The sequence below is a fragment of the Nocardiopsis sp. iso_25 genome (assembly GCF_056173305.1).
In genome coordinates, this window is sequence record NZ_CM149667.1 from 4,790,504 (window position 1) to 4,810,240 (window position 19,737).

The following is a 19,737-nucleotide window of genomic DNA, read 5'->3' on the forward strand; positions in this document are numbered from 1 at the left end:
CTTCACTGTAGGCAAGGCAATGGACTTGTTCGTACGGTCTGTCGTCGGTCTGCCGCCGGTTCACCGGCACGGCGCGGACCGGTGCGCACCGGTCCGCCACAGACCGGTGTCCACCGGTCCGCCTCGAACCGGCACTACCGCTCCGGCACGGAGTCGATCACCGGAAGCTGGACGGCGAGCAGCGTGACGTCGTCGTCCTGCTCATACCCATCGAGCATGCTCTCAACAAGGTACTCCAGCATCTGCTGTGGATCGCCCACCACCTCCGGAGGGGCCGAGGACGCCACGTGGACGAGCTCGTCGAGTCCGGAGTAGACGGACCGTTTGCGGTTCTCAACCAGTCCATCGGAGTACAGGGCGACGGTGTTACCGGGTTGGACGAAGAATTTGTGGTGGCCCCGCGGGGAGCTGACCCCGAGCGGCGTGTCGGGTTCGGTGTCGAGCAGTGACGGCCGCGCGCCGCCCGCCACGACCAGCGGCGGGAGGTGTCCCGCGTTGCTGAGGTCGAGCTGTCCGGTGACGGGGTCGAGCACGAAGTAGACCAGTGTGGTGACCTGGTCCATACCCTCCGTGGCCGAGAACATGCGGTCCAGGCCGGCCAGGACGTCGGCGGGCTCGGGCATGGAGAAGGCCAGGGCTCGCAGCGCGTTGCGGATGCGGCTCATCCCGGCCGCGGCCGGGATGCCCTTGCCCATGACGTCGCCGAGCACACCGGCGACGCGGCCGTCGGGCAGCGGGAAGGCGTCGTACCAGTCGCCGCCGACCTGCACGTTCTGCGACCCGGACCGGTAGTAGGCGGCCAGGCGCACGCCGCGCACCCCGGGCAGTTCCTCGGGCAGCAGGCTGCGCTGGAGCTCCTCGGCGGTGCTGTGCTCCTGCTCGTAGAGGGTCGCGCGGCCGATGGCCAGCGCGCACTGTCCGGCCAGGGCCTCCAGGAACACGCGCTCGTCGTCGGAGACCTCGCGCGGGGTGGAGAAGGCGAAGCGCAGCGCGCCGATGGGGCGCCCCGCGGTCATCATCGGCAGCGCGATCCAGGCCCGCTCGGGCGTGGACCCGACGAGCTCGTCGACCTCGGGCGCGCCGTCGAACAGCGCGCTCAGCTCGGCCGGGTTGGCGGCCAGGCGGGGCAGCCGGTCGGCCACCGCCAGGGCGGCGATGTCGGGGTGGTCGGCGGGGAAGGTGGAGCGGGGCAGCTGGTGGGCGTGCGCGGCGGCGATGGTGCGCAGCCGCAGGCGGTCGCGGTCCAGCAGGACGACGCAGGTGTGGTCGGCGCCCACCCCGGAGCGGCCGATCTCGGACATGGCGTTGACGACCTCGTCGGCGGTGAGCGCCTCGGCCAGGTCGGAGGTGGCCTTCTGGAGGCGGGCGGTGCGCATGGCCGCCTCGCTGAGCTGCTGGTTGAGGCGCTGGCGGAGTTCGTCGGCCTCGCGCTCGTTGGTGATGTCGGCGAGGGTTCCGATCCACTCGGCGGTCCGCGTCCCCTCCATGACCGGGTGGGCCCTGGCCCGGTAGTGGCCGTAGCCGCCCGAGCGGATGCGCACGCGGAACATGGCGTCGAAGGGGGTGACGTCCAGGACGGAGTCCTCCCACGCGCGCTCGACGCGGGGGCGGTCCTCGGGGTGGAGGGCGTCGAGCCAGCCCCGGCCCAGGTAGTGCTCCAGCTCCTGGCCGGTGACGGCCCGCCACTGGGGGCAGTCCTCGCGGATTTCGCCACCGGGCCCGGCGGCCCAGACGATCTGGTTGCCCGCCTGGAACAGGGCGCGCAGCCGCTGCTCGTCGCGGCGCAGGGCGGCGCCGTCGTCGGCGGGTTCGGCGCCCTCACCGGCGGGGACGGCGATGAGGGCGACGTACTCCTCGTCCGTGTCCGGTTCGGTGACGGGGAACCAGGTCAGGTCCCACCGCTCTCCGGCGGGGGCGCGGTGGCGTCCGCGGACGGCCTGCCCGCTCTCGCGCGCCCGGGCCAGGCCGGTCCGGTGGTCGGCGGCGGCGTCGCGGTCACCGCTCTCCTCCAGCAGGTCGCCGGGGTCGCGGCCCAGGCACTCGGCGGGTGCGCGCCCCAGGACGTCGGCGGCCAGGCGCTGGTTGATCGTGCCGAGGAGGTCGTCGGGGCCGAGCAGCGCGAACCCGATCGGGGAGTCGGTGAGGAGGGATCCGACCGCGTCGGGGAGTTCCGCCCCGCTGACCCGGGGTGGCGGAATGGACGTCTCGGCGCTCAACTGCTCGACACCTCCGGAACCGTCGATTCCCCAGCCGTGTTTCGTTGGGGGGTGCTGCCTGGGCCGCGCGGCCCCTGTCGACCGGCCGCCCCCGGCGTGAAAGCCGGAAGTCGCGCGGCGCCGAAGGTGATCGGGGGGCTCCGCGGCTCCCGGGAGTCACGCTCGATGACTCCTCTCGGCCGCTGTCACGGCTCAAGCATAAGACACAGCCGTCCACACGCAACGGCCGTCGTGGAGGGAGGCCGCCCGTGGACGTGGAAGGTAAACAATAGGCCACCCGAGGGTCGCGTCACAGCGGACGGAGACTTTCGGCGACGTGTTTTCCGCCTATTCCCGGCGATGGGAGTTCCCGGGAGGTTTGCGTTCTCCACTCGGGGCCAGGGGCGTTATCCGCCTGAAACACCCTTTTCGCCTTGCTGAACTGCGATGACGGTGGTGTTCGGGTAAACGATGCTTCCCGGAGGTTTTATCAACAGCGTGCCGGGAGAGGGGTTGACACTCCGTCCAGAACAAGTGAAATGGGTGGAGGTCACCGTCCAGGCCATCTCCAGCTAGGGGTGTGAGCGAGAATGCTCCAGACCTTCCCGGTCCAGGATCTCAGTCGGATCTCGGCACGGCTCCACGACGAGTTCAGTGCCCTGTCCCACCGATGTGTCGAACGCTGCGTCAGCGACACCTGGAACTGCGTCGAACACCTGGGCATCACGGTCACGCCGCACCTGGTCGAGCGGGTCGCCCGCGAGCACCTGGAGGCGATGGTGAACTCCGTGCCGCCCTCCCCGCCGGCCAGGAAGCAGGCGCGCAGATCAGCCGCGGGCCTGTTCGGCGGCCACAGGGGCATACCGAAACCGCGCTGAGCCCGACGGTCACCACCAGGGGCGCGGCCTCCCCCGACGGGAGCCGCGCCTTGGTCGCGCCCGGCGCCGCCGGTGTGCCGCCGTCGGTTCGCGGGAACGGAGGAGCGCACACCCGGGGCTGGCATACGCTCGGGTGGTGCCCTCCCCGATGCCTCCGTCCCCAGGTTCCGAACCGGTTCCCCGCGCCGTCTTCGACGAGATGCTGCGCGCCGCCAGAGCGCTGCTGGCCATGCGCCACCCGCTCGACGCCGAACTCGCCTTCAGCGAGCTGCTCGGCACGTGGTGGGGGGAGCGGGTCCCCGGAGTGGACGTGGAGAGGCTGCTCGGCGAGGGCCTGGTGGCGCACGCCACCGCCTCCGGCAAGCCCGCGGGGCTGGGCGTGCTCGCGGCGGTCACCGCCCTGGGCACCTCGTCCGAGCAGCGGGGCCTGGCCGAACAGGGGATGATCGCGCTCCGCGAGCGCGGCCTCCAGGTACCGGCGTGGGCCTCCCAGCTCGGCGCGGTCACACCGGTGGCCGTCTATGTCAGCACCGACCAGTTCGGTGACACCGAGGACTTCGTGTGCGTGTTCAGCCGCGACGGCGACCACCCCGGCCACCCGGGCTCGCTGCCGCCCGAGCACGCGCTGATCCTGGTCCTGGACCACAACGGCGGCGGCGTGCTGCGCGACGCCTGGGTGACCACCAAGGTCGAGCAGCTGCTGGAGAGCTGCCGGACCAGGGCCGAGACGGACGAGTTCGCGCGGTTCACGCAGGTGGAGCTGACCGAGGCGCGCGCCCTGCTGTCGCGGGCCCTGGAACGCACGGAGCAGGTGGTGGCGGGCGCGTCGGCCGACCGGGCCTCGGGGGCGCTCATGGAGCCGGTGGGGCTGAAGGTCTCCGACCTGACCGGGGGGTCGCTGGCCGCGCACTTCGCCCTGGCCAACGCGCGGGTGCGGTCCCTGCCCACGCCTCCCGAGGGGGTGGACCCCTTCCCGGCCCCGGTGTGGCGGCGCGACCGGCGCGCGGTGCTGGCCGCGCGCTTCCTGGCCTCGGACGAGGCCGCCGAACTCTCCGACTCCTACGCGGCGAGCCGCTGCGCCGACCACATCATCACGCACGGCTGCGACGTGGACGGCGGTCGGCCGATGCGCGTCAGCCCGCGCAAGGTGGAGTCCTTCCTGCTGCACTGGCTGCCCGGCCGGGTGGTGCTGCTGCCCGAGGAGCAGGAGGCCATGCCGCACGTGCTGGCGGCGTGGGTGCGCTGGGCGGGCGGACGCGGCGGGCTGCCGCGGGTGGCGGTGGGCGCGACGCTGGACGCGGTGTGGGAGTCCACCGCGGAGTTCACCCGCACCTACCGCGACCCGGCGCGCCCGCTGGGGCTGCGCCAGGAGGCGGTGCGGCGGCTGATGCCGGACGGCGACTTCTCGTCGCTGGCGCGTCGGATGTTCGCGTTCCCGCTGCTGGCCAGCGAGCTGGTGACGTGGGCGCCGGAGGAGTTCGACCCGGACACGGCCCGGGGCCGCAGGGCGTTGCTGCGCCTGGACCACTACGGCGAGTACGAGGCGGCCACGCCGCACAGCGGCCGCCACTCCAGCGGGCAGGACCGGTGGTACCGGCCGGTGACCGGCGACGACCCCGAGCGGGAGCGGGAGCTGGACCGGCACGAGCGCCTGGCCCGAAGGCTGTGGCACGGCAGGCCCGCGAACCTGTGGGCGGCGGCCCGCCGGATGCTGGACCGGGGTGTGGACCGGCCCGGCGTGCTGGCCGCCCTGGGCGAGGTGCTGGAGGCCGCCTCGGGCGAGAGCGACCTGCGCCGCCGCCTGGACGCGCTGTAGGCCGCGCGCCCCGGCACCGCGCCTACTCCAGCATGCGCTCGCGCAACTGTTCGACGGTGGCGTCGGAGAGCTTGAGGCCCTCGGTGACGTAGGCGTCGAAGGAGCCGTGGACCTCGTCCACGTGGGCGAAGGCGGTCTCCAGGTACTCGGCGCGCACCCGCGTCATGGGGACGACCTCCTCCCAGTCCAGGGCGCTGTGCCGGGCGAGCCTGCGCATCCACTCGTCGGTGTTGGCCTGGCGCTCGTTGCTGGCCAGGTAGTCGGCGACCACGGCCTCGCGGTCCACGCCCAGCAGGCCGAGCAGCAGGGCGGCGCCCCAGCCGGTGCGGTCCTTGCCCGCGCTGCAGTGGAAGACCAGGGACGCCGGGCCGCGGGCCACCCGCTCGACCAGCTCCCGGTACCCGGTGAGCGCCTCGGCGTCGGTCACGAGCTCGCGGTAGACGCCGTGCATGAAGCGCTCGGCGGCGCCGTCGGCGAACATGAGGCGGGCCTTCTCGGGGTCGGCCAGGGCCAGGGAGAAGTTGGCTCCGGCCGCCTCGGGGTCCTGCACGGCCACGACCGCGTACTCGGCGCCCTCGGGGACGACGTCGGGGAGGGTCTCGCGCTCGTGCGGGGTGCGCAGGTCGACGAGCTGGCGGATGCCCAGGCCGTTGTAGGCGGGCAGCTCGTCGGCGGCGATCGCGTGCAGGGCGTCGGAGCGGTACACGAGCCCGCGGCGGACCGTGCGGCCCGAGGCGGTGGGGTGCCCGCCGAGGTCGCGGAAGTTGGGGGCGCTGGAGAGGAGGAAACCGTCGTTCGTCACCTTGGTGACGATACCCATCCTCCCCGGCGCCCGGTCGGCCGACGTCCGCTCTTCCCCGGCCGGGGTCAGGCGCCCTCGCGCATGGCGGTGATCCGCTCCCCCGCCTCCTTGACGTCCTTGGCGGTGTCCACGCCGCGCCAGAAGCCGTTGATGCGGTAGGCGGTCAGACGCCCCTCCCCGGCCAGTTCGGGGAAGGTGGAGGACTCGTGGTCGCCCTTGGTCGGCAGCAGCGGGGTGACGCCCGGCTCGAACAGGTACACCCCGGCGTTGATCCACACCGGCAGCAGCGGGCTCTGGGTGAAGCCCTCGATCCGGTCCTGGTCGTCCACGTCCACGATGCCCCAGGTGGTGCGGAACTGGGCCAGGGCCAGGGTGGCCAGGCCGCCCCGCTCCCGGTGGCGGGCGGTCATCTCGTCCAGGGGGAACCAGGTGAGCACGTCGCCGTTGAGCGCGAAGTAGGGGGCCTCCGGGTCACGCAGGCCGGTGGAGGCGAAGCGCAGGGCTCCGCCGCGGCCGAGCGGCTCGTCCTCGACCAGGAGCGTGATCCGCGGACCGCCCTCGCGGGCCTCCAGGTGCTCGCGCAGGACCTCGGCCTTGTAGCCGCAGGAGACGACGACGTGTTCGACGCCGTGGCCGGTGAGCCACTCCAGCTGGTAGTCGATGATGGGCCGTCCGGCCACCTCCACCATCGCCTTGGGGCGGGTGTCGGTGTAGGGCCGCAGCCGGGTGGCCTGGCCCCCGGCGAGGATGAGCGCCTGGGTGACGGGGGACGCGGAGGGGGAAGTGGGTGCAGCGGTCATGGACCGGACACTAGCAGCACGCGTGTGCGCGGCCCCTCGGGTCTACTGCGTCGCCTCGGCGTAGGCCCTGCGGACGTCGGCGCTGGTCAGCACGGTGAGTTCGGCGGCGGTCGCGGCCTCGCCCAGCTCCTGGGACACGCGCAGGTCTCGGTGGGAGCACGCCTTCTCGAACAGGGAGCGGGCGAAGCGGCCGTTGCCGAGCTCGTCGATCCACCCGGCCTCGCACACGTGCGCGAAGATACTGCGCAGGTCCTCGCGCGCGGTGTCGTCGAAGGCGTCGCCGGTGCGGGCGGCCACGGCCTCGGCGATCTCGGTGAGCTCGTCGGCGCTGTAGGAGGGGAAGCGCACCCGCACGTTGAACCGCGAGGACAGCCCGGCGTTGGAGGCCAGGAACCGCTCCATCTCCGCCGGGTAGCCCGCGAGCACGACCACGAGCCGGGACCGGTCGTCCTCGGCCCGCTTGAGCAGGGTCTGGATGGCCTCGGAGCCGAAGGCGTCGCCGCCGCTGTAGCCGGGGTTGACCAGGGAGTAGGCCTCGTCCACGAACAGCACGCCGCCCAGCGCCCGGTCCACGAGCCGGTTGGTCTTGACCGCCGTGGCGCCCAGGTGCTCACCGACCAGGTCGGCGCGCTGGGCCTCGACCACGTCGGCGCGGCCGAGCAGGCCCAGCGCCGCGAAGACCCGGCCCAGCACCCGGGCGACGGTGGTCTTGCCGGTGCCGGGCGGACCGGAGAACACGAAGTGCCGCATGGGCGCCTGGTTGAGCAGCCCCTGCTCCTCGCGGAGCTTGGCCACCCGCAGCTGGGCCACGATGGAGCGGACCTGCTCCTTGACCGGCTCCAGGCCGATCATGGCGTCCAGTTCGGCCATCGCCTCGCCGATGCCGGGCGCCTCGCCGAAACCGGGCAGGCGCGAGGTCAGCTCCCGGTGGGCGGCCTCCACGTCCGAGGCGCGGACGGTGATGAGGTCCTCGGCCTCGGGTCGGGGCGCGGGCTCCGCGCCGTCCACCCCGGCGGTGACCACGCGCACGTCGCGGGCCTGGGCTGCCTTCTCAACCACCGAGCGGGCGAAGCGGCCGTTGCCGAGCTCGTCGACCACCTCGCGCTGGACGACCTGGTCGAACCTTCGCCGCAGCGCCTGGGCGGCTTCCCCGTCGAGGGTGTCACCGCGCTGGTGGACGAGGGACTCGGCGATGCGGAACAGCTCGTCGGCGGTGTAGCTGGGAAAGTTGATGCGGGTGGCGAAGCGCGAGGCCAGACCGGGGTTGGAGGCCAGGAAGGCGTCCATCTCCTTCTCGTACCCGGCCAGGACGACGACGAGCTGGTCGCGGTCGTCCTCGGCGCGCTTGAGCAGGGTCTGCACGGCCTCGTTGCCGAACCGGTCGGCCTGGCCGTCGCCCTCGTTGACCAGGGAGTAGGCCTCGTCCACGAACAGCACGCCGCCCAGCGCCCGGTCGATGAGCTCGTTGGTCCTGATGGCGGTCGCGCCCAGGTACTCCCCCACGAGGTCGGCGCGCTGGGCCTCGACCACGCGGGAGGTGGGCAGCAGCCCGAAGGAGTGGAAGATGGTGGCCAGGGTGCGGGCGACGCTGGTCTTGCCGGTGCCGGGCGGACCGGAGAAGACCAGGTGGCGCAGTGGCCGCTCGACGGGGAAGCCCGCGTCGGCGCGCAGGCGGGCCGCCTCGATGGAGGCGGCGATCCCGCGCACCTGCTGTTTGACCGGGTCGAGGCCGACCATGTCCTCCAGTTCGGCCAGGGCCTGGTCGACCGGGACGGGCTCGTCGTCGGCGTCGGCGGCAGGGACGCCTCGGGAGCCGCTGCCGGTGCGCGCGCGCAGTGTCCGGGTGCGGCCCTCGGCTCCGTCCCGGCCCCCGGGCGCGTTCGCGTGGCCCGTACCGCCGTTGCGGCGCGAGACGGGCATGGACTCGGCGGTCTGGCGCCGGTTGGCCTCGCTCTCCCGGTGGATCTGGCGCGAGGCCGACAGCCGCCACAGCAGACAGGCGCCCGCGGCGGCGTAGAGCAGGGCGATCCCCCAGGAGGCGGCGAAGGGCTCCACGACCAGTCCGACCAGGGCCAGGGAGAACCCGGCGATGAGCCCGGCGGTCAGCGAGAGCACGGTGGTGTGCCAGACGGGGAACTCGGGCGCCCGCCCGGCGGCCAGGACCACGAGCGGGGGCAGGGGCAGGACCAGCAGCGTGACGGGTTCGCCGGTGAGGGGGATCTGGAAGAGGGGGACGGCCACCGCGAGCCAGAGCACGCACACCATGACGGTGGCGAAGGCGTCCACGGAGCGCATGAGGGCGGCCAGGGCCATGAGCAGGACCAGGGCCCCGGTGACCGCGCCGAGGACGGAGGCTCCCGTGACGAACGCGACGACGGCGACCACGGTCAGCAGGACCAGCGCGGACACGAGCCGTCTGCCGAAGGGGATCCGGTGGTAGAGGGCGCGCACGCGGTCGAGTCCCGAGGCGCGTCCCGGCTCCGCGGCGGCGGTGGAGCGCATCTCACGCGTCATCCATGCACCTTCCTGCGTGGGGGTCCGTGGCGGTCGGCTCTCCTGACCGGCGGGGTCCGGGTCGGGGGCGGGGGGCGCCGGGGGGCCGACGTCCACAGCCACAGCCTTGCCCCAAGTGGGGCGGATGTCCAGTACGGGACCGCGTGTCGTGCCCCCCGGCGGGGGGCCGCCCGGGGGCCGCGGGTCCGGTGCTCACAGCAGGGGGAGCTGCCCGCCGGGAGCGGGGCGGACCCTGCGCAGGTGCTTCCACCGGGGCAGGTCGTCGAGGTAGGACCAGCTCATGCGGTGGTGCGGGGTGGGCCCGGACTCGGCCAGGGCGGCGCGGTGCACGGGCGAGGGGTATCCGGCGGCCCGCTCGAACCCGTAGCCGGGGTGGTCGGCGGCCAGCTCGGCCATGAGGGCGTCGCGGCAGACCTTGGCCAGGATCGCGGCGGCGGCGACGCTGACGCAGGCCAGGTCGCCCTTGACGCAGGTGCGCACCCTCCAGGGGCGGCCGATGAAGTCGTGCCTGCCGTCGAGGATGACGGCGTCGGGCCGCGGGGAGAGCGCGTCCAGGGCGCGGCGGGAGGCCCGGTGCAGCGCCTCGGTCATGCCGACCTCGTCGATCTCCTCGGGGGAGGACCAGCCGAAGGCGTGGTCGGCGACCCAGGGGCGCAGCTGGTCGGCGATCTCCCGGCGGCGTCTGGGGGTCAGGCGCTTGGAGTCGGTCAGGCCGGGGGGCGGGTCGCCCTCGCCGGGGACGGCGGCGCAGACAAGGAGCGGACCGGCCCAGGCGCCGCGGCCCACCTCGTCCACTCCGGCGACCACCCGCGCGCCGGAGGAGCGGAGTTCGTCCTCCAGCTCGTAGGTGGGTGCGGCGGGCGGCGGGGCGGGCGTGGATGTGGTCGGCACGGTCTCCACCCTAGGGCGTGCGGCGCGGACGCCGTGCGGGGCCCGGGTCGCGGACGGCCCCGCCGGATGGCCCCGATCCCGGACAGGACGGCCACGCAAGCGCCCTTTCGCGCGACTCGCCGGGCACCACGAGAGGTCAACAGCCGTGACTTTGTGTAGTTTCCGCTTGTCAGGACCGCCGTCCGCCCGGGAGGAATGGGCATGCAGCGCGCCAGGCCGTACCCGCGGCCACGGATCTCCCGGGGACGCCTCTACGACGTCGTCGCCGCCCTCGTCCGGGTGTGCGTCGGGTGGATGTTCACCGAGTACGGGCTCGCGCTGCGCGGCCGGGAGGCCGCGGTGGCCGAGCACCTCGACGCCGCCGGACTGGGCGTGCTGTCCCCGATCGCCGGGACGCTGCCCGCCCTGCTCGTCGCGCTCTCGATCGCCTTCGCCGTGGGCCTGCTCACATGGCTGACCGGCCCCCTGCTCGCCGTCGCGGCGGTGCTCGGCGCCCTCACGGCGGGCTCGCCCGACCTGGCGCCCATCTCCTCGTGGGGAACGACGTCGCTGGTCACGGCGGTGTGCGTACTGATGGCCGTGAGCGGCGGACGGTGGTCCTGGGACCACCTCGTCCTCTCACCGCGCGTCGGCGTGAGGCACCGGAAACACCGTCGTCAACCGCCCGCGACCCGAGGGAGGGACGGCGGCGTTTCCTCCCGCCTCCCCGAACACGCCCCGCCACTGCTCTATCCTGTGGAGCAGGCCGTGCTTCGGCGGCCGTATCGACTGTGACGCGGCCCCCTGCGGCGCCTTCTTCCCGTTCGCTCCGGGTCCGCGTCCCCATGACACGGATTCGGTGGAGGGAACGCCATGTCCGCCGCGGCTTCCGGCCCGACCCCCGACAGGTCCCTGGCCAAGCTGATCGAGATCGCTGAGAAGCCGACGCTCGGCCAGCGACTGATCAGCTGGGCCTCCCGTCCGCCCGGTCGGCTCTACATCCCCGCCTGCGGCGTGGTCGGCCTGGTCCTGCTCTTCGAGGACAGCGTCCCCGGCGGACACCTGCCCACGTTCGTCACCGCCCTGGTGGGCGGTCTGCTGCTCGCCGGGATGGGCGCGCTGCGCCTGGGCATCGCCCTGGCGGTGGCCCGCCCGATGATCCGCTACTACTGGCTGCGCTGGGTGTCCGCACCGGTGATCGCCGCCGCCGCGATCGGCCTGGCCGTGGCCGACGTCCCGCTCCAGAGCCGGATCAGCGCCTCCTCCGACCAGCTGCTCTCGCTGCGCGAGGACACCGACGGCCGCACCTCCATCCCGCTCAACGGCGAACGGGTGGGGCTGTACTCGCTGCGCAGCGTCTCGGCGTACGAGGGCGTCACCCACTACGCGGTGGAGGGTTCGGGGCTGTTCAGCCCCTCGGGCCTGGCGCACAGCGCCGAGCGCATCCCCGAGGGCGTCTTCGTCCCCGGGCAGGGCTCCAGGATCTACGAACACGTGTCGGGCGACTGGTACGTCTGGGTCAACCACTGACCGCGCCCGCGCACCCGTGACCCGCCCGCCGCGCCACCGCGCGGCGGGCGGCCGCGTTTTCACCCCGGCCTTGCCCGTCCTTGTCCCACTCCAACCCTGCTCTCACCCTCGCCGGGTACACAAGGAGACGCCCCCCGGGGGAGAGCCGCAGGCCCTCCCTCACCGGCAGCGCCGCCAAACCTGAGGAGAGGCCCCATGCGCGAGTTCGCGCTCACCCTTCACGTGCGCATCCACGACTCGATCACCGCGCTGCGCCGCGCCCACGCGCTCGGCGACGACGACCTGGCCAGCGCGCAGGCGGGCGAGGTCGAGGACCTGGTCGAGATCGCCGCACGGAACGGGATCGACATCGCCGGGGGCTACTCCTCCCTCTCCCCCGTCGCCTGATCCCGGACACGGAAGGGGCCCGCGACCACTCCCGGTCGCGGGCCCCCGTGCGCGACCCCGCGCCCCGCGGACCGGCCGCGGTGCTCGGGGCCGCCGGGTCAGCGGCGTCCCTGCCCGCCGTACCCCTCTCCGCGCTCGAACTGCTCGCGCATCGCGGCGCCCTGCTGGCGCTGGTACTCGTCGGCCATCTGCTGCTGGCGCTCGGCGGCCGCGGCGACCGCGCCCTGCGCGGAGTCCAGGACGTCCCTGGCCCCGCCCGAACCGCCCAGCGGCGCCCGCGCGCCCCGGCCGTCCATCACCTGGGGCAGCAGCTGCGCGGTCAGCAGCGTCGACAGCGCCGAACCGTCACCCGCGCCCGCCTCGGTCTGCACCACCACCGGGCGCGGGGCGCGCCCGGCCAGGGTGGCGCCCACGTCCAGGCGGCGGCGGGCCAGCTCGTACTCCAGCACCGCCCGGTTGTCCCGGTAGGCCGTGGCCAGGCGCTCCTGCGCCTTCGCCTCGTTCTCGGCGGCCACCAGGTCGGCGCGCCCGCGCGTCTCGATCTCGTAGCGCACCCGCTGCGCCTCGGTCTCCTGCTCCTCCAGCATCTGCGCCACGTCCTTGCGCGCCTTGTTGAGAGAGGCGTTGACCTCGACGATCTTGGCGTCACGGGTCTTCTTGGAACGTTCGATGTCCATCAGCAGGGTGTCGATCCGGCGCTTGCGCGTCAGCTCCCACTCCTGCTCGTAGGCCACCAGCTCCTTGGCCACCCGCTCCCGGGTGGACAGGTGCTGCTGGTACTGGCTGGGCAGCTGCACGTCGGGGATGTTGCAGCCGGTGATGCGCACACCGTACTTCTCCAGCTGCCCGTTGAGCAGGCGGCGCATGTCCTCGACGTTGGAACCGCGCAGGTCGTAGGCGGACTCGGTGTTGACCAGGCGGCTGCGCTGGCGGATGGCGTCCTGCACCGCGCTGGAGAGCACGAGGTCGAAGTTGCTCGCGCCGATGATCGTCACGAACCGGATCGGGTCGGTGATCTGGAACTTGAGGAAGAACTCGATCGACTTCAGCGGCACGTTCTCCCGCGTGGGGCAGGCCAGGACCGGCGCCGTGTAGGGGATCTCCGTGCGGGTGTCCACCACGAAGTCCACCCGCGACCACGGGTGCCACAGGTAGTGGCGGCCCGGACCGATCGGCTTCACGATCGCGCCGTACTTGGTGAGGATGCCGTGCGTGCCCTCCTCGATCTCGATGATCGAGCTGCGCCACCACCACAGACCCGCCACGACGATGCTGAGGACGCCGACGATCAGGGTCGGCACGGCCAGCACGACGTAGGCGATCCCGAGGACGAACCCGCCCGCCGAGGCGTTGATGGCCATCATCAGCGCGGAGCACAGGGCGAACAGGCCGAACCAGACCAGGACGGTCCACCGCAGGCCCCGGTTGTCGCGCGGTATGACCACGGGGACGATCGCGCCCTGGTCGCCGCCGCGCAGCAGACCGGCCAGGTCACCCCACGAGGCGAGGGACTCCTTGATGCTGGAGCCGCCGCCGGCGTTCACTGACACGCTCATCTACTGACCTCCCTCGTCGGGGCCGGAGCCCTGGGTGCCGCGCGACCACGGCGGCGGGGGCAGGTCCTCCGGGGACCGGCGGGGGGCTTCCGAGGGCGGCGGCGCGTCGACCGGCGGCCCTGCGGGGCCCTGCTCCCGCGGGGCCTCGTGCCGACTGTGCGGCTCCCGGGACCCCTGGGGCGCCTGGGGCGCCTCGGACATGCGCTCGTCGATGGCCTGCTCGGAGACGGACTGGCGGATCTCCTCCACCAGCTCCTCCCCCGGGTCCTCGCCCCGGCCCGGTTCGGGCCGGGGGCCGTCGGCGTCCCGCACCAGCGCGCTGATCTCCTGCTCGCGCTCGGCGATGCGGCCCCGGATGTCGCCGAGGCGGGAGCGGATGGCGTCCATGTCCTCCTGCGAGAACAGGGCGGTGTCGGCCTGGCCGATGATCTCCTGGGCGATGCGCAGGTAGTCGACGCTGGCGGCGTCGCCCGACCCGATCCGCAGGACCTGCGGCAGGCTGTCGGCGACCGCCTCCAGCTTGTCCAGGAGGGTCTCGCGGAAGCGGTAGTTGAGGATCTCGGGGGCGTCGGCGGCGCTCACCGCGCGAATGTCCAGGGCCTGGGCCTGCAACAGGGCCGCGTTGGCGTTGGCCTCGGACTGGGCCTCGACGAAGCGCTGGTGGGCCAGGGAGCGGGCCCGGTTGGTCTCGCGCTCCAGGGCCGTGTCCATCTGCGCCTGGTACTGGGCGATGTCGGCCTGGATCGCGGACAGGGTCTCGTTGAGGGTCGCCAGCTCCTTGTTCAGGTCACCCTCGTTCTGCTCCTTGCGCAGCTGGAGCTCGTACTCGAAGGTGTAGGCGTCCTTGGCGACGCGGACCATCTCCGGCGCCGCCAGGTCCATCCGGTACTCCTGGTTGGAGGGCTCGGCGTGGGTGATGTTGGCGCTGGTCAGCTCCACGATCCCGCTGAACTGGCGGTTGAGCTGCTCCACCAGGCTCTGGGTGTTGTCACCGACCATGTCGTAGATGGCCGAGGCCTGCTGCTCGTAGATGAGGCTGCGCGTGGTCTCGCTGATCGCGTTGTTGAGCTTCTCCTGGAAGCCGTTCACGCCGCCCAGCGTGTAGACGAAGTCGGTGGCGTTGACGATCCTGAACTGCACGAACAGGTCGATGGAGGCCTGCACGCCGCTCTTGGTGGGCGCGGAGCGGATCGGCGCGTTGAAGGGGTACTCGCGGGTGGTGTTGACGATGTAGGAGACGCGCTTCCAGGGGTTGAAGAGCGTGACCCGCCCGGCCTGGAAGACGTTCTCCATCTTGCCGAAGCGGGTGACGATCGCCTCGCAGCCCTCCGGCACCATCACCATGCCCTGGCGCCACCACATGAACGCGGCCACCGCGATGGTGATCAGCCAGTAGTGGACGCCGAAGACGGGGTTGGTCAGGGGGTTGCCACCGCTGAGCGCCTGCGGGACCAGGACGGTGACGGCGCCCAGCACGCCGAGGGCCACCAGCGCGATGGCCGGGAGCATCGTCACGAAGGTGCGTCCGCGGGGGATGACCATGGGGCAGATGACGTGGACCGGCCCGCCGTCGCCGCGCTCGTAGTAGCTGCGGTTGATCGCCTCGCCCGCGTTGTTGAGGGAGGTGCTCTTCTGTTCGATGCGGGTGCCGACGGAGTCACCCTGTTCACGGGCGGCGACGAAGTCCCGGGGGTCGAGGCCACCGCCCTCGGTGGCCTGTTGCAGCGCGTCGGACACCGCCTGGCGCGGATCGCCCCCCTGGGCGACGGCACCGGCCGCGCCGCGCACGGTCTGCGCGAACGACATAGGCATGGGCTCCTTGGTCGGAGGTCGGGAACTACCGGCTACGACGTCGCGTACCGCGGTCCGGTTCCAGGTGGGGACCTGTTCCGTGACCGGAGGGGCCGTAGCGGACAGCATCAACCCTGTCATGAGACGCGTCCGGAACCCAGGGCTGTAGACCGGAACGTGACGGGGGCACCCACCCGCGGGACCGGTCCGGGCGGGCCGGACCACACCGCCGCCGGACGGCCGATAACGTCGTCGGCACACGCAGCCACCGGCTCCGGCCGCCGCGAGAGGGGACACCGTCCATGCCCGCAGTACCCAGCTCCGTCCTGACCACCGCGGGCCTGATCGGCGGCTACACGGTGGCCCGCGCGACGGGCAACCGCCCGCTGGGCGGCGCCGTGCTGGCCGCGTTCGGCGCCGCGGCCTTCGAGATCTGGCGCCGCCGCTCGGGGGTGGGCACGGCGGTCGCGCTCACCGGCGTGTACGTCGGCGCGTTCGGGCTCTCCCACCCGCTGGCCAAGAAGGTCGGCGCCTGGCCCGCCGTGCTGGGGGTGACCGCCGTGACCGCCGCGGTCGCGGCCGCCTCCGGCGACCTCGACCGCGGCTGACACGGGACAGGGGATCCGGAGAGGGGTACGGCTCCGCCCCCTCCCCGGACCGCCCGTCCGACGCCGGTCAGCTGCAACCGCTGGTGGCGCCGCAGCCCTCGCAGGCGTAGCAGCTGCCCGACGGGCGCATCTTGGTGCCGCAGGTCACGCACAGCGGCGCGTCCGCCACGAAACCCTTGCCCTCCATCAGCTCCGCGGTCGAGTGCGCCCGGGTCGGCCGCTCCGCCGCCGTGTGCGGCTCCCGCGCGGGGGCGGCCGGGGCCTCCTCCGGAGCGTCCGCCCCGCGGGTGGCGGCGGACTGGGCGTAGGACTCCACCTGCGTGGCGACCTGCGCGGGGTCCTCACCCGCCACCTGCGCCTGGCGTTCGGCGGCCGACAGCACCCCCAGCGCGGCCCGCTCCTCGTAGGGCAGGTGGTCTAGGGCCAGGCGGCGGAAGATGTAGTCCACCACCGACTGGGCCATGCGAATGTCGGGATCGTCGGTCATGCCCGCCGGGTCGAACCGCATGTTCGTGAACTTCTCCACGTAGGTCTCCAGCGGGACCCCGTACTGCAGGGCGATGGAGATCGCGATGGAGAAGGCGTCCATCACCCCGGCCAGGGTGGACCCCTGCTTGCCGAGCTTCATGAACACCTCGCCCAGACCGTCGTCCGGGTAGGAGCCCGCGGTGATGTAGCCCTCGGCCCCGCCCACGGAGAACGACGTGGTCTCGCTCGGTCGCTTCTTGGGCAGGCGGCGGCGGACCGGACGGGGCGCCTCGGCGGCCTCCGCCTCCGGCTCGGCCTCCTCCTCCCGCGTCCCGCCGGTGGACAGCGGCTGGCCCACCTTGCAGTTGTCGCGGTAGACGGCGAGCGCCTTCAGGCCCATCCGCCAGCCCTCGAAGTAGATGTGCTCGAAGTCCTCGACCGAGGCCTCCTCCGGCACGTTCACCGTCTTGGAGATCGCGCCGGACAGGAACGGCTGCACCGCGGCCATCATCCGCACGTGGCCCATGGGCCGGATGTAGCGGCGCCCCATCGCGCAGTCGAACACCTCGTAGTGCTCGGTGCGCAGGCCGGGCGCGTCCACGACGTGTCCGTTCTCGGAGACGTACTCGATGACGGCCTCGACCTGCTCGTCCTGGTAGCCGAGGTTGCCCAGCGCGCGCGGGATGGCCTGGTTGACGATCTGCATGGAGCCGCCGCCGACCAGCTTCTTGAACTTGACCAGCGAGAAGTCCGGCTCGATGCCGGTGGTGTCGCAGTCGAGCATGAAACCTATGGTCCCAGTGGGCGCGAGAAGGCTCGCCTGGGCGTTGCGCCAGCCGTTGCGCTCGCCGATCCTGAGGCACTCGGCCCACTCGCGGGTGGCCGCGGCGTGGATCGGCTCCTCCAGGGTTCCGACGGTGCGCAGGTCGTCGTTGGCGGCGGCGTGCTTGCGCATGACCCGCTTGTGGGCCCGCTCGTTGCGCCGGTAGCCGTCGTAGGGGCCGACCACCCCGGCCAGCTCGGCGCTGCGCCGGTAGGCGGCGCCGGTCATCAGCGAGGTCACGGCGGCGGCGACGGCGCGCCCGCCCTCGGAGTCGTAGGCGTGGCCGGTCGCCATGAGCAGGGCGCCCAGGTTGGCGTAGCCGATGCCGAGCTGCCGGTAGGCGCGGGTGGTCTCGCCGATCTTCTCGGTGGGGAAGTCGGCGAAGGTGATGGAGACGTCCATCGCCGTGATGACCAGTTCGGTGAGCGCGGTGAAGCGCTCCACGTCGAAGGTGTCGTCCTCGCGCAGGAACTTCAGCAGGTTGATCGAGGCCAGGTTGCAGGACGAATCGTCCAAATGGAGGTATTCCGAGCACGGGTTACTTGCACTGATACGTCCGCTCTCGGGCGTGGTGTGCCAGTCCTGGATCGTGCCGTCGTACTGGATGCCCGGGTCCGCGCACTCCCAGGCGGCCCCGGCCATGCGCTGGAACAGCTCCTTGGCGTCCACCGTGGCGACGACCTCGCCGGTGGTGCGGGAGGTCAGGCCGAAGTCGGAGCCGCTCTCCACGGCGCGCATGAACGCGTCGGAGACCCGCACGGAGTTGTTGGCGTTCTGGTACTGGACGCTGAACATGTCGTCGCCGCCGAGGTCGACGTCGAACCCGGCGTCGCGCAGGGCACGGATCTTGTGCTCCTCGCGGGCCTTGGTCTCGACGAAGTCCTCGATGTCGGGGTGGTCCACGTCCAGTACGACCATCTTGGCGGCCCGGCGGGTGGCCCCGCCGGACTTGATGGTCCCGGCCGAGGCATCGGCGCCGCGCATGAAGGAGACGGGCCCGGAGGCGGTCCCGCCGGAGGAGAGCAGTTCCTTGCTGGAGCGGATTCGCGACAGGTTCACACCCGCGCCGGACCCGCCCTTGAAGATGATCCCCTCTTCCTTGTACCAGTCCAGGATCGACTCCATGGTGTCGTCCACGGACAGGATGAAGCAGTTGTGCACTCGGAGGCTGCCGGAGAGGTACTCACCGCTCTCCGTCTGGATGTCGTAGACGTCCATGGTGCCGAGGTTCTCGACGCGGGCGATTTCCAGGCACTTGGTCCGCCCGGCTGCGCGTCCGGGCCGCTCCAGGCTCCGCTCCAGCTTGAGATTCTTGCGCTCGTCCACGAAACCGATCTCGGTGTGGAACAGTTCTCGTTCACCCAGGGGCTGGATCCCGAGAGCCCAGATGTCGTGGCGGTCCTCCCTGGGCTCCGCCTTCCTGCGGACACGGGAGAAGATCCCGAAGCGGAGGAGCAGCCGCTGGACGCCCCGGATCAGCTTCTCGGAGATCATGTCCAGCCCGATGAGGGTCGAACGCTCCCTGTCGCTGACGTAACCCTCGCCCTGGAAGACACTGCGCAGGTAGCCGCGCACGACCGGCAGTGGAGCGGTGAACAGGAAGGCCGGAACCTCCATGTCCGTTCCCCTCGTACGCAGTCCCCAACGTTCCACGAAGTCGGCGAGGCCGTTCCCGTAGAGCCGGGTCCTGCGGCAGTCCAGGGTCTCGTCCTGGGTGCTGACGCGGGTCTCCTTGCGATGGATTCCGGGGAGCACGGTGTCCAGGGCGGAGGTGACCCATTCCAGCTCCGCCGGAGTGACCGTCATCGCCTCGATGGTCAGGGACCGGTTCGTCCCGTTGTACTGGCCCACGAACCCGTCGGACTGAAGCCATCCCGCGAGCGCTGCCTCCGCGATGTCCGCCGAACGGATCTCGGACTCGCCGAAGGCCTCCCGCCGGTGCCACTGCACTTTGTCACCGGGCTGGAGCTGCGCGGCGGGAAGGAAACGGCCCCGGTCGAGCTCCGTCCCCGTCGACCTCCACACCAGGTGGTCGGGGGTGACGTCGAGGGTGTAACCGGCCTTGGTGTGCAGGCGCAGGACATCCTTGATGCCGTTGGCCTTGGTCGCCACGACCCGGGTCAGACCATGGGCGTCGTAGACCTTGGTGCCGACCGCGTCCCTCTCGACGAGTTCACCGATGGGCACGAGCCCTGCCGGAGTACTGACCATCGCGTCGTAGGGCTGGCACGCGCTGACCTGCTGCGCGGAGGCGGTGCCGACGTTGAACCACACCGGGGAGTTGAAGCTGAACAGCTGGTGGGCGAGGGCGTGCTTGAGTTCGTGGTCGAAGACCTCGGCGTCCTCGGCTGAGGCGAAGTAGCCGTGTTCGCGGCCGGTCTCGGTGTAGACGCCGACGACGCGGTCGATGAGCTGCTTGAGGCTCCACTCGCGTTCGGGGGTGCCCACCGCGCCGCGGAAGTACTTGCTCGTGACGATCTGGGTGGCGTTCATCGACCAGGAGGAGGGGAACTCCACCCCGCGCTGCTCGAAGTTGACCGTACCGTCGCGCCAGTTGGTCATGACGACGTCGCGGCGCTCCCACTCCAGGGAGTCGTAGGGGTGCGTGCCCGGGGAGGTGAAGACGCGCCTCACCCTGATCCCCTTGCGGTTGCCCTTGCCCTTGCGTCCGGCCGGACCGTTGGCGGTTTCCGTCATCG

The 19,737-nt window shown here is 72.2% G+C and carries 14 protein-coding genes; 6 read left to right on the top strand and 8 right to left on the bottom strand.

Annotation, left to right across the window (positions count from 1 at the left end):
- Positions 1–134 precede the first annotated feature (134 nt).
- Positions 135–2,216 (bottom strand): SpoIIE family protein phosphatase, encoded by a 2,082-nt coding sequence (locus AC0VX6_RS20630; RefSeq protein ID WP_475465664.1) that lies wholly within the window; start codon positions 2,214–2,216, stop codon positions 135–137.
- A 569-nt stretch (positions 2,217–2,785) separates the two neighbouring features.
- On the opposite strand from AC0VX6_RS20630, the gene AC0VX6_RS20635 reads away from it, so the two are divergent.
- Both AC0VX6_RS20635 and AC0VX6_RS20640 read left to right on the top strand, forming a co-directional pair.
- Positions 2,786–3,073 (top strand): hypothetical protein, encoded by a 288-nt coding sequence (locus AC0VX6_RS20635; RefSeq protein WP_274974245.1) that lies wholly within the window; start codon positions 2,786–2,788, stop codon positions 3,071–3,073.
- 199 nt (positions 3,074–3,272) lie between these two features.
- Positions 3,273–4,889 (top strand): hypothetical protein, encoded by a 1,617-nt coding sequence (locus AC0VX6_RS20640; RefSeq protein ID WP_274978204.1) that lies wholly within the window; start codon positions 3,273–3,275, stop codon positions 4,887–4,889.
- Between the two features lie 22 nt (positions 4,890–4,911).
- On the opposite strand, the gene AC0VX6_RS20645 is transcribed toward AC0VX6_RS20640, so the two are convergent.
- The 4 genes from AC0VX6_RS20645 to AC0VX6_RS20660 form a co-directional block, all read right to left on the bottom strand.
- Entirely contained in the window at positions 4,912–5,709 is a 798-nt protein-coding gene (locus tag AC0VX6_RS20645) for a tyrosine-protein phosphatase (protein WP_475465666.1), read from the bottom strand.
- A 47-nt stretch (positions 5,710–5,756) separates the two neighbouring features.
- Complete coding sequence (locus AC0VX6_RS20650) at positions 5,757–6,491, bottom strand: nucleotidyltransferase family protein (protein ID WP_475465667.1); 735 nt, start codon at positions 6,489–6,491, stop codon at positions 5,757–5,759.
- 42 nt (positions 6,492–6,533) lie between these two features.
- On the bottom strand, positions 6,534–9,005 hold the full coding sequence (locus AC0VX6_RS20655) for an AAA family ATPase (protein WP_475465668.1): 2,472 nt from the start codon (positions 9,003–9,005) through the stop codon (positions 6,534–6,536).
- A 192-nt stretch (positions 9,006–9,197) separates the two neighbouring features.
- Positions 9,198–9,896 (bottom strand): ribonuclease HII, encoded by a 699-nt coding sequence (locus AC0VX6_RS20660; RefSeq protein WP_475465670.1) that lies wholly within the window; start codon positions 9,894–9,896, stop codon positions 9,198–9,200.
- Positions 9,897–10,097: 201 nt separating this feature from the next.
- Here AC0VX6_RS20660 and AC0VX6_RS20665 point away from each other — a divergent pair, with 201 nt between their 5' ends.
- The 3 genes from AC0VX6_RS20665 to AC0VX6_RS20675 all read left to right on the top strand — a co-directional run bounded on the left by AC0VX6_RS20665 (position 10,098) and on the right by AC0VX6_RS20675 (position 11,792).
- The gene (locus AC0VX6_RS20665; protein ID WP_475465672.1) at positions 10,098–10,670 is read left to right on the top strand and encodes a DoxX family protein; all 573 of its coding nucleotides are present in this window, start codon (positions 10,098–10,100) and stop codon (positions 10,668–10,670) included.
- A 78-nt stretch (positions 10,671–10,748) separates the two neighbouring features.
- On the top strand, positions 10,749–11,405 hold the full coding sequence (locus AC0VX6_RS20670; RefSeq protein ID WP_274974251.1) for a hypothetical protein: 657 nt from the start codon (positions 10,749–10,751) through the stop codon (positions 11,403–11,405).
- A gap of 195 nt (positions 11,406–11,600) precedes the next feature.
- The gene (locus tag AC0VX6_RS20675) at positions 11,601–11,792 is read left to right on the top strand and encodes a hypothetical protein (protein WP_013154335.1); all 192 of its coding nucleotides are present in this window, start codon (positions 11,601–11,603) and stop codon (positions 11,790–11,792) included.
- 98 nt (positions 11,793–11,890) lie between these two features.
- Here AC0VX6_RS20675 and AC0VX6_RS20680 read toward each other — a convergent pair whose 3' ends face one another.
- Both AC0VX6_RS20680 and AC0VX6_RS20685 read right to left on the bottom strand, forming a co-directional pair.
- A complete protein-coding gene (locus AC0VX6_RS20680; protein WP_475465674.1) occupies positions 11,891–13,348 on the bottom strand; it encodes an SPFH domain-containing protein in 1,458 nt (485 codons plus the stop codon).
- Positions 13,349–15,154 carry an SPFH domain-containing protein gene (locus AC0VX6_RS20685; RefSeq protein WP_475465675.1) on the bottom strand — a complete coding sequence of 602 codons (1,806 nt, stop codon included), beginning with the start codon at positions 15,152–15,154 and terminating at the stop codon, positions 13,349–13,351.
- A 287-nt stretch (positions 15,155–15,441) separates the two neighbouring features.
- Here AC0VX6_RS20685 and AC0VX6_RS20690 point away from each other — a divergent pair, with 287 nt between their 5' ends.
- Complete coding sequence (locus tag AC0VX6_RS20690; protein ID WP_475465677.1) at positions 15,442–15,747, top strand: hypothetical protein; 306 nt, start codon at positions 15,442–15,444, stop codon at positions 15,745–15,747.
- A 67-nt stretch (positions 15,748–15,814) separates the two neighbouring features.
- Here AC0VX6_RS20690 and AC0VX6_RS20695 read toward each other — a convergent pair whose 3' ends face one another.
- Entirely contained in the window at positions 15,815–19,735 is a 3,921-nt protein-coding gene (locus AC0VX6_RS20695; RefSeq protein ID WP_475465678.1) for a vitamin B12-dependent ribonucleotide reductase, read from the bottom strand.
- Positions 19,736–19,737 lie beyond the last annotated feature (2 nt).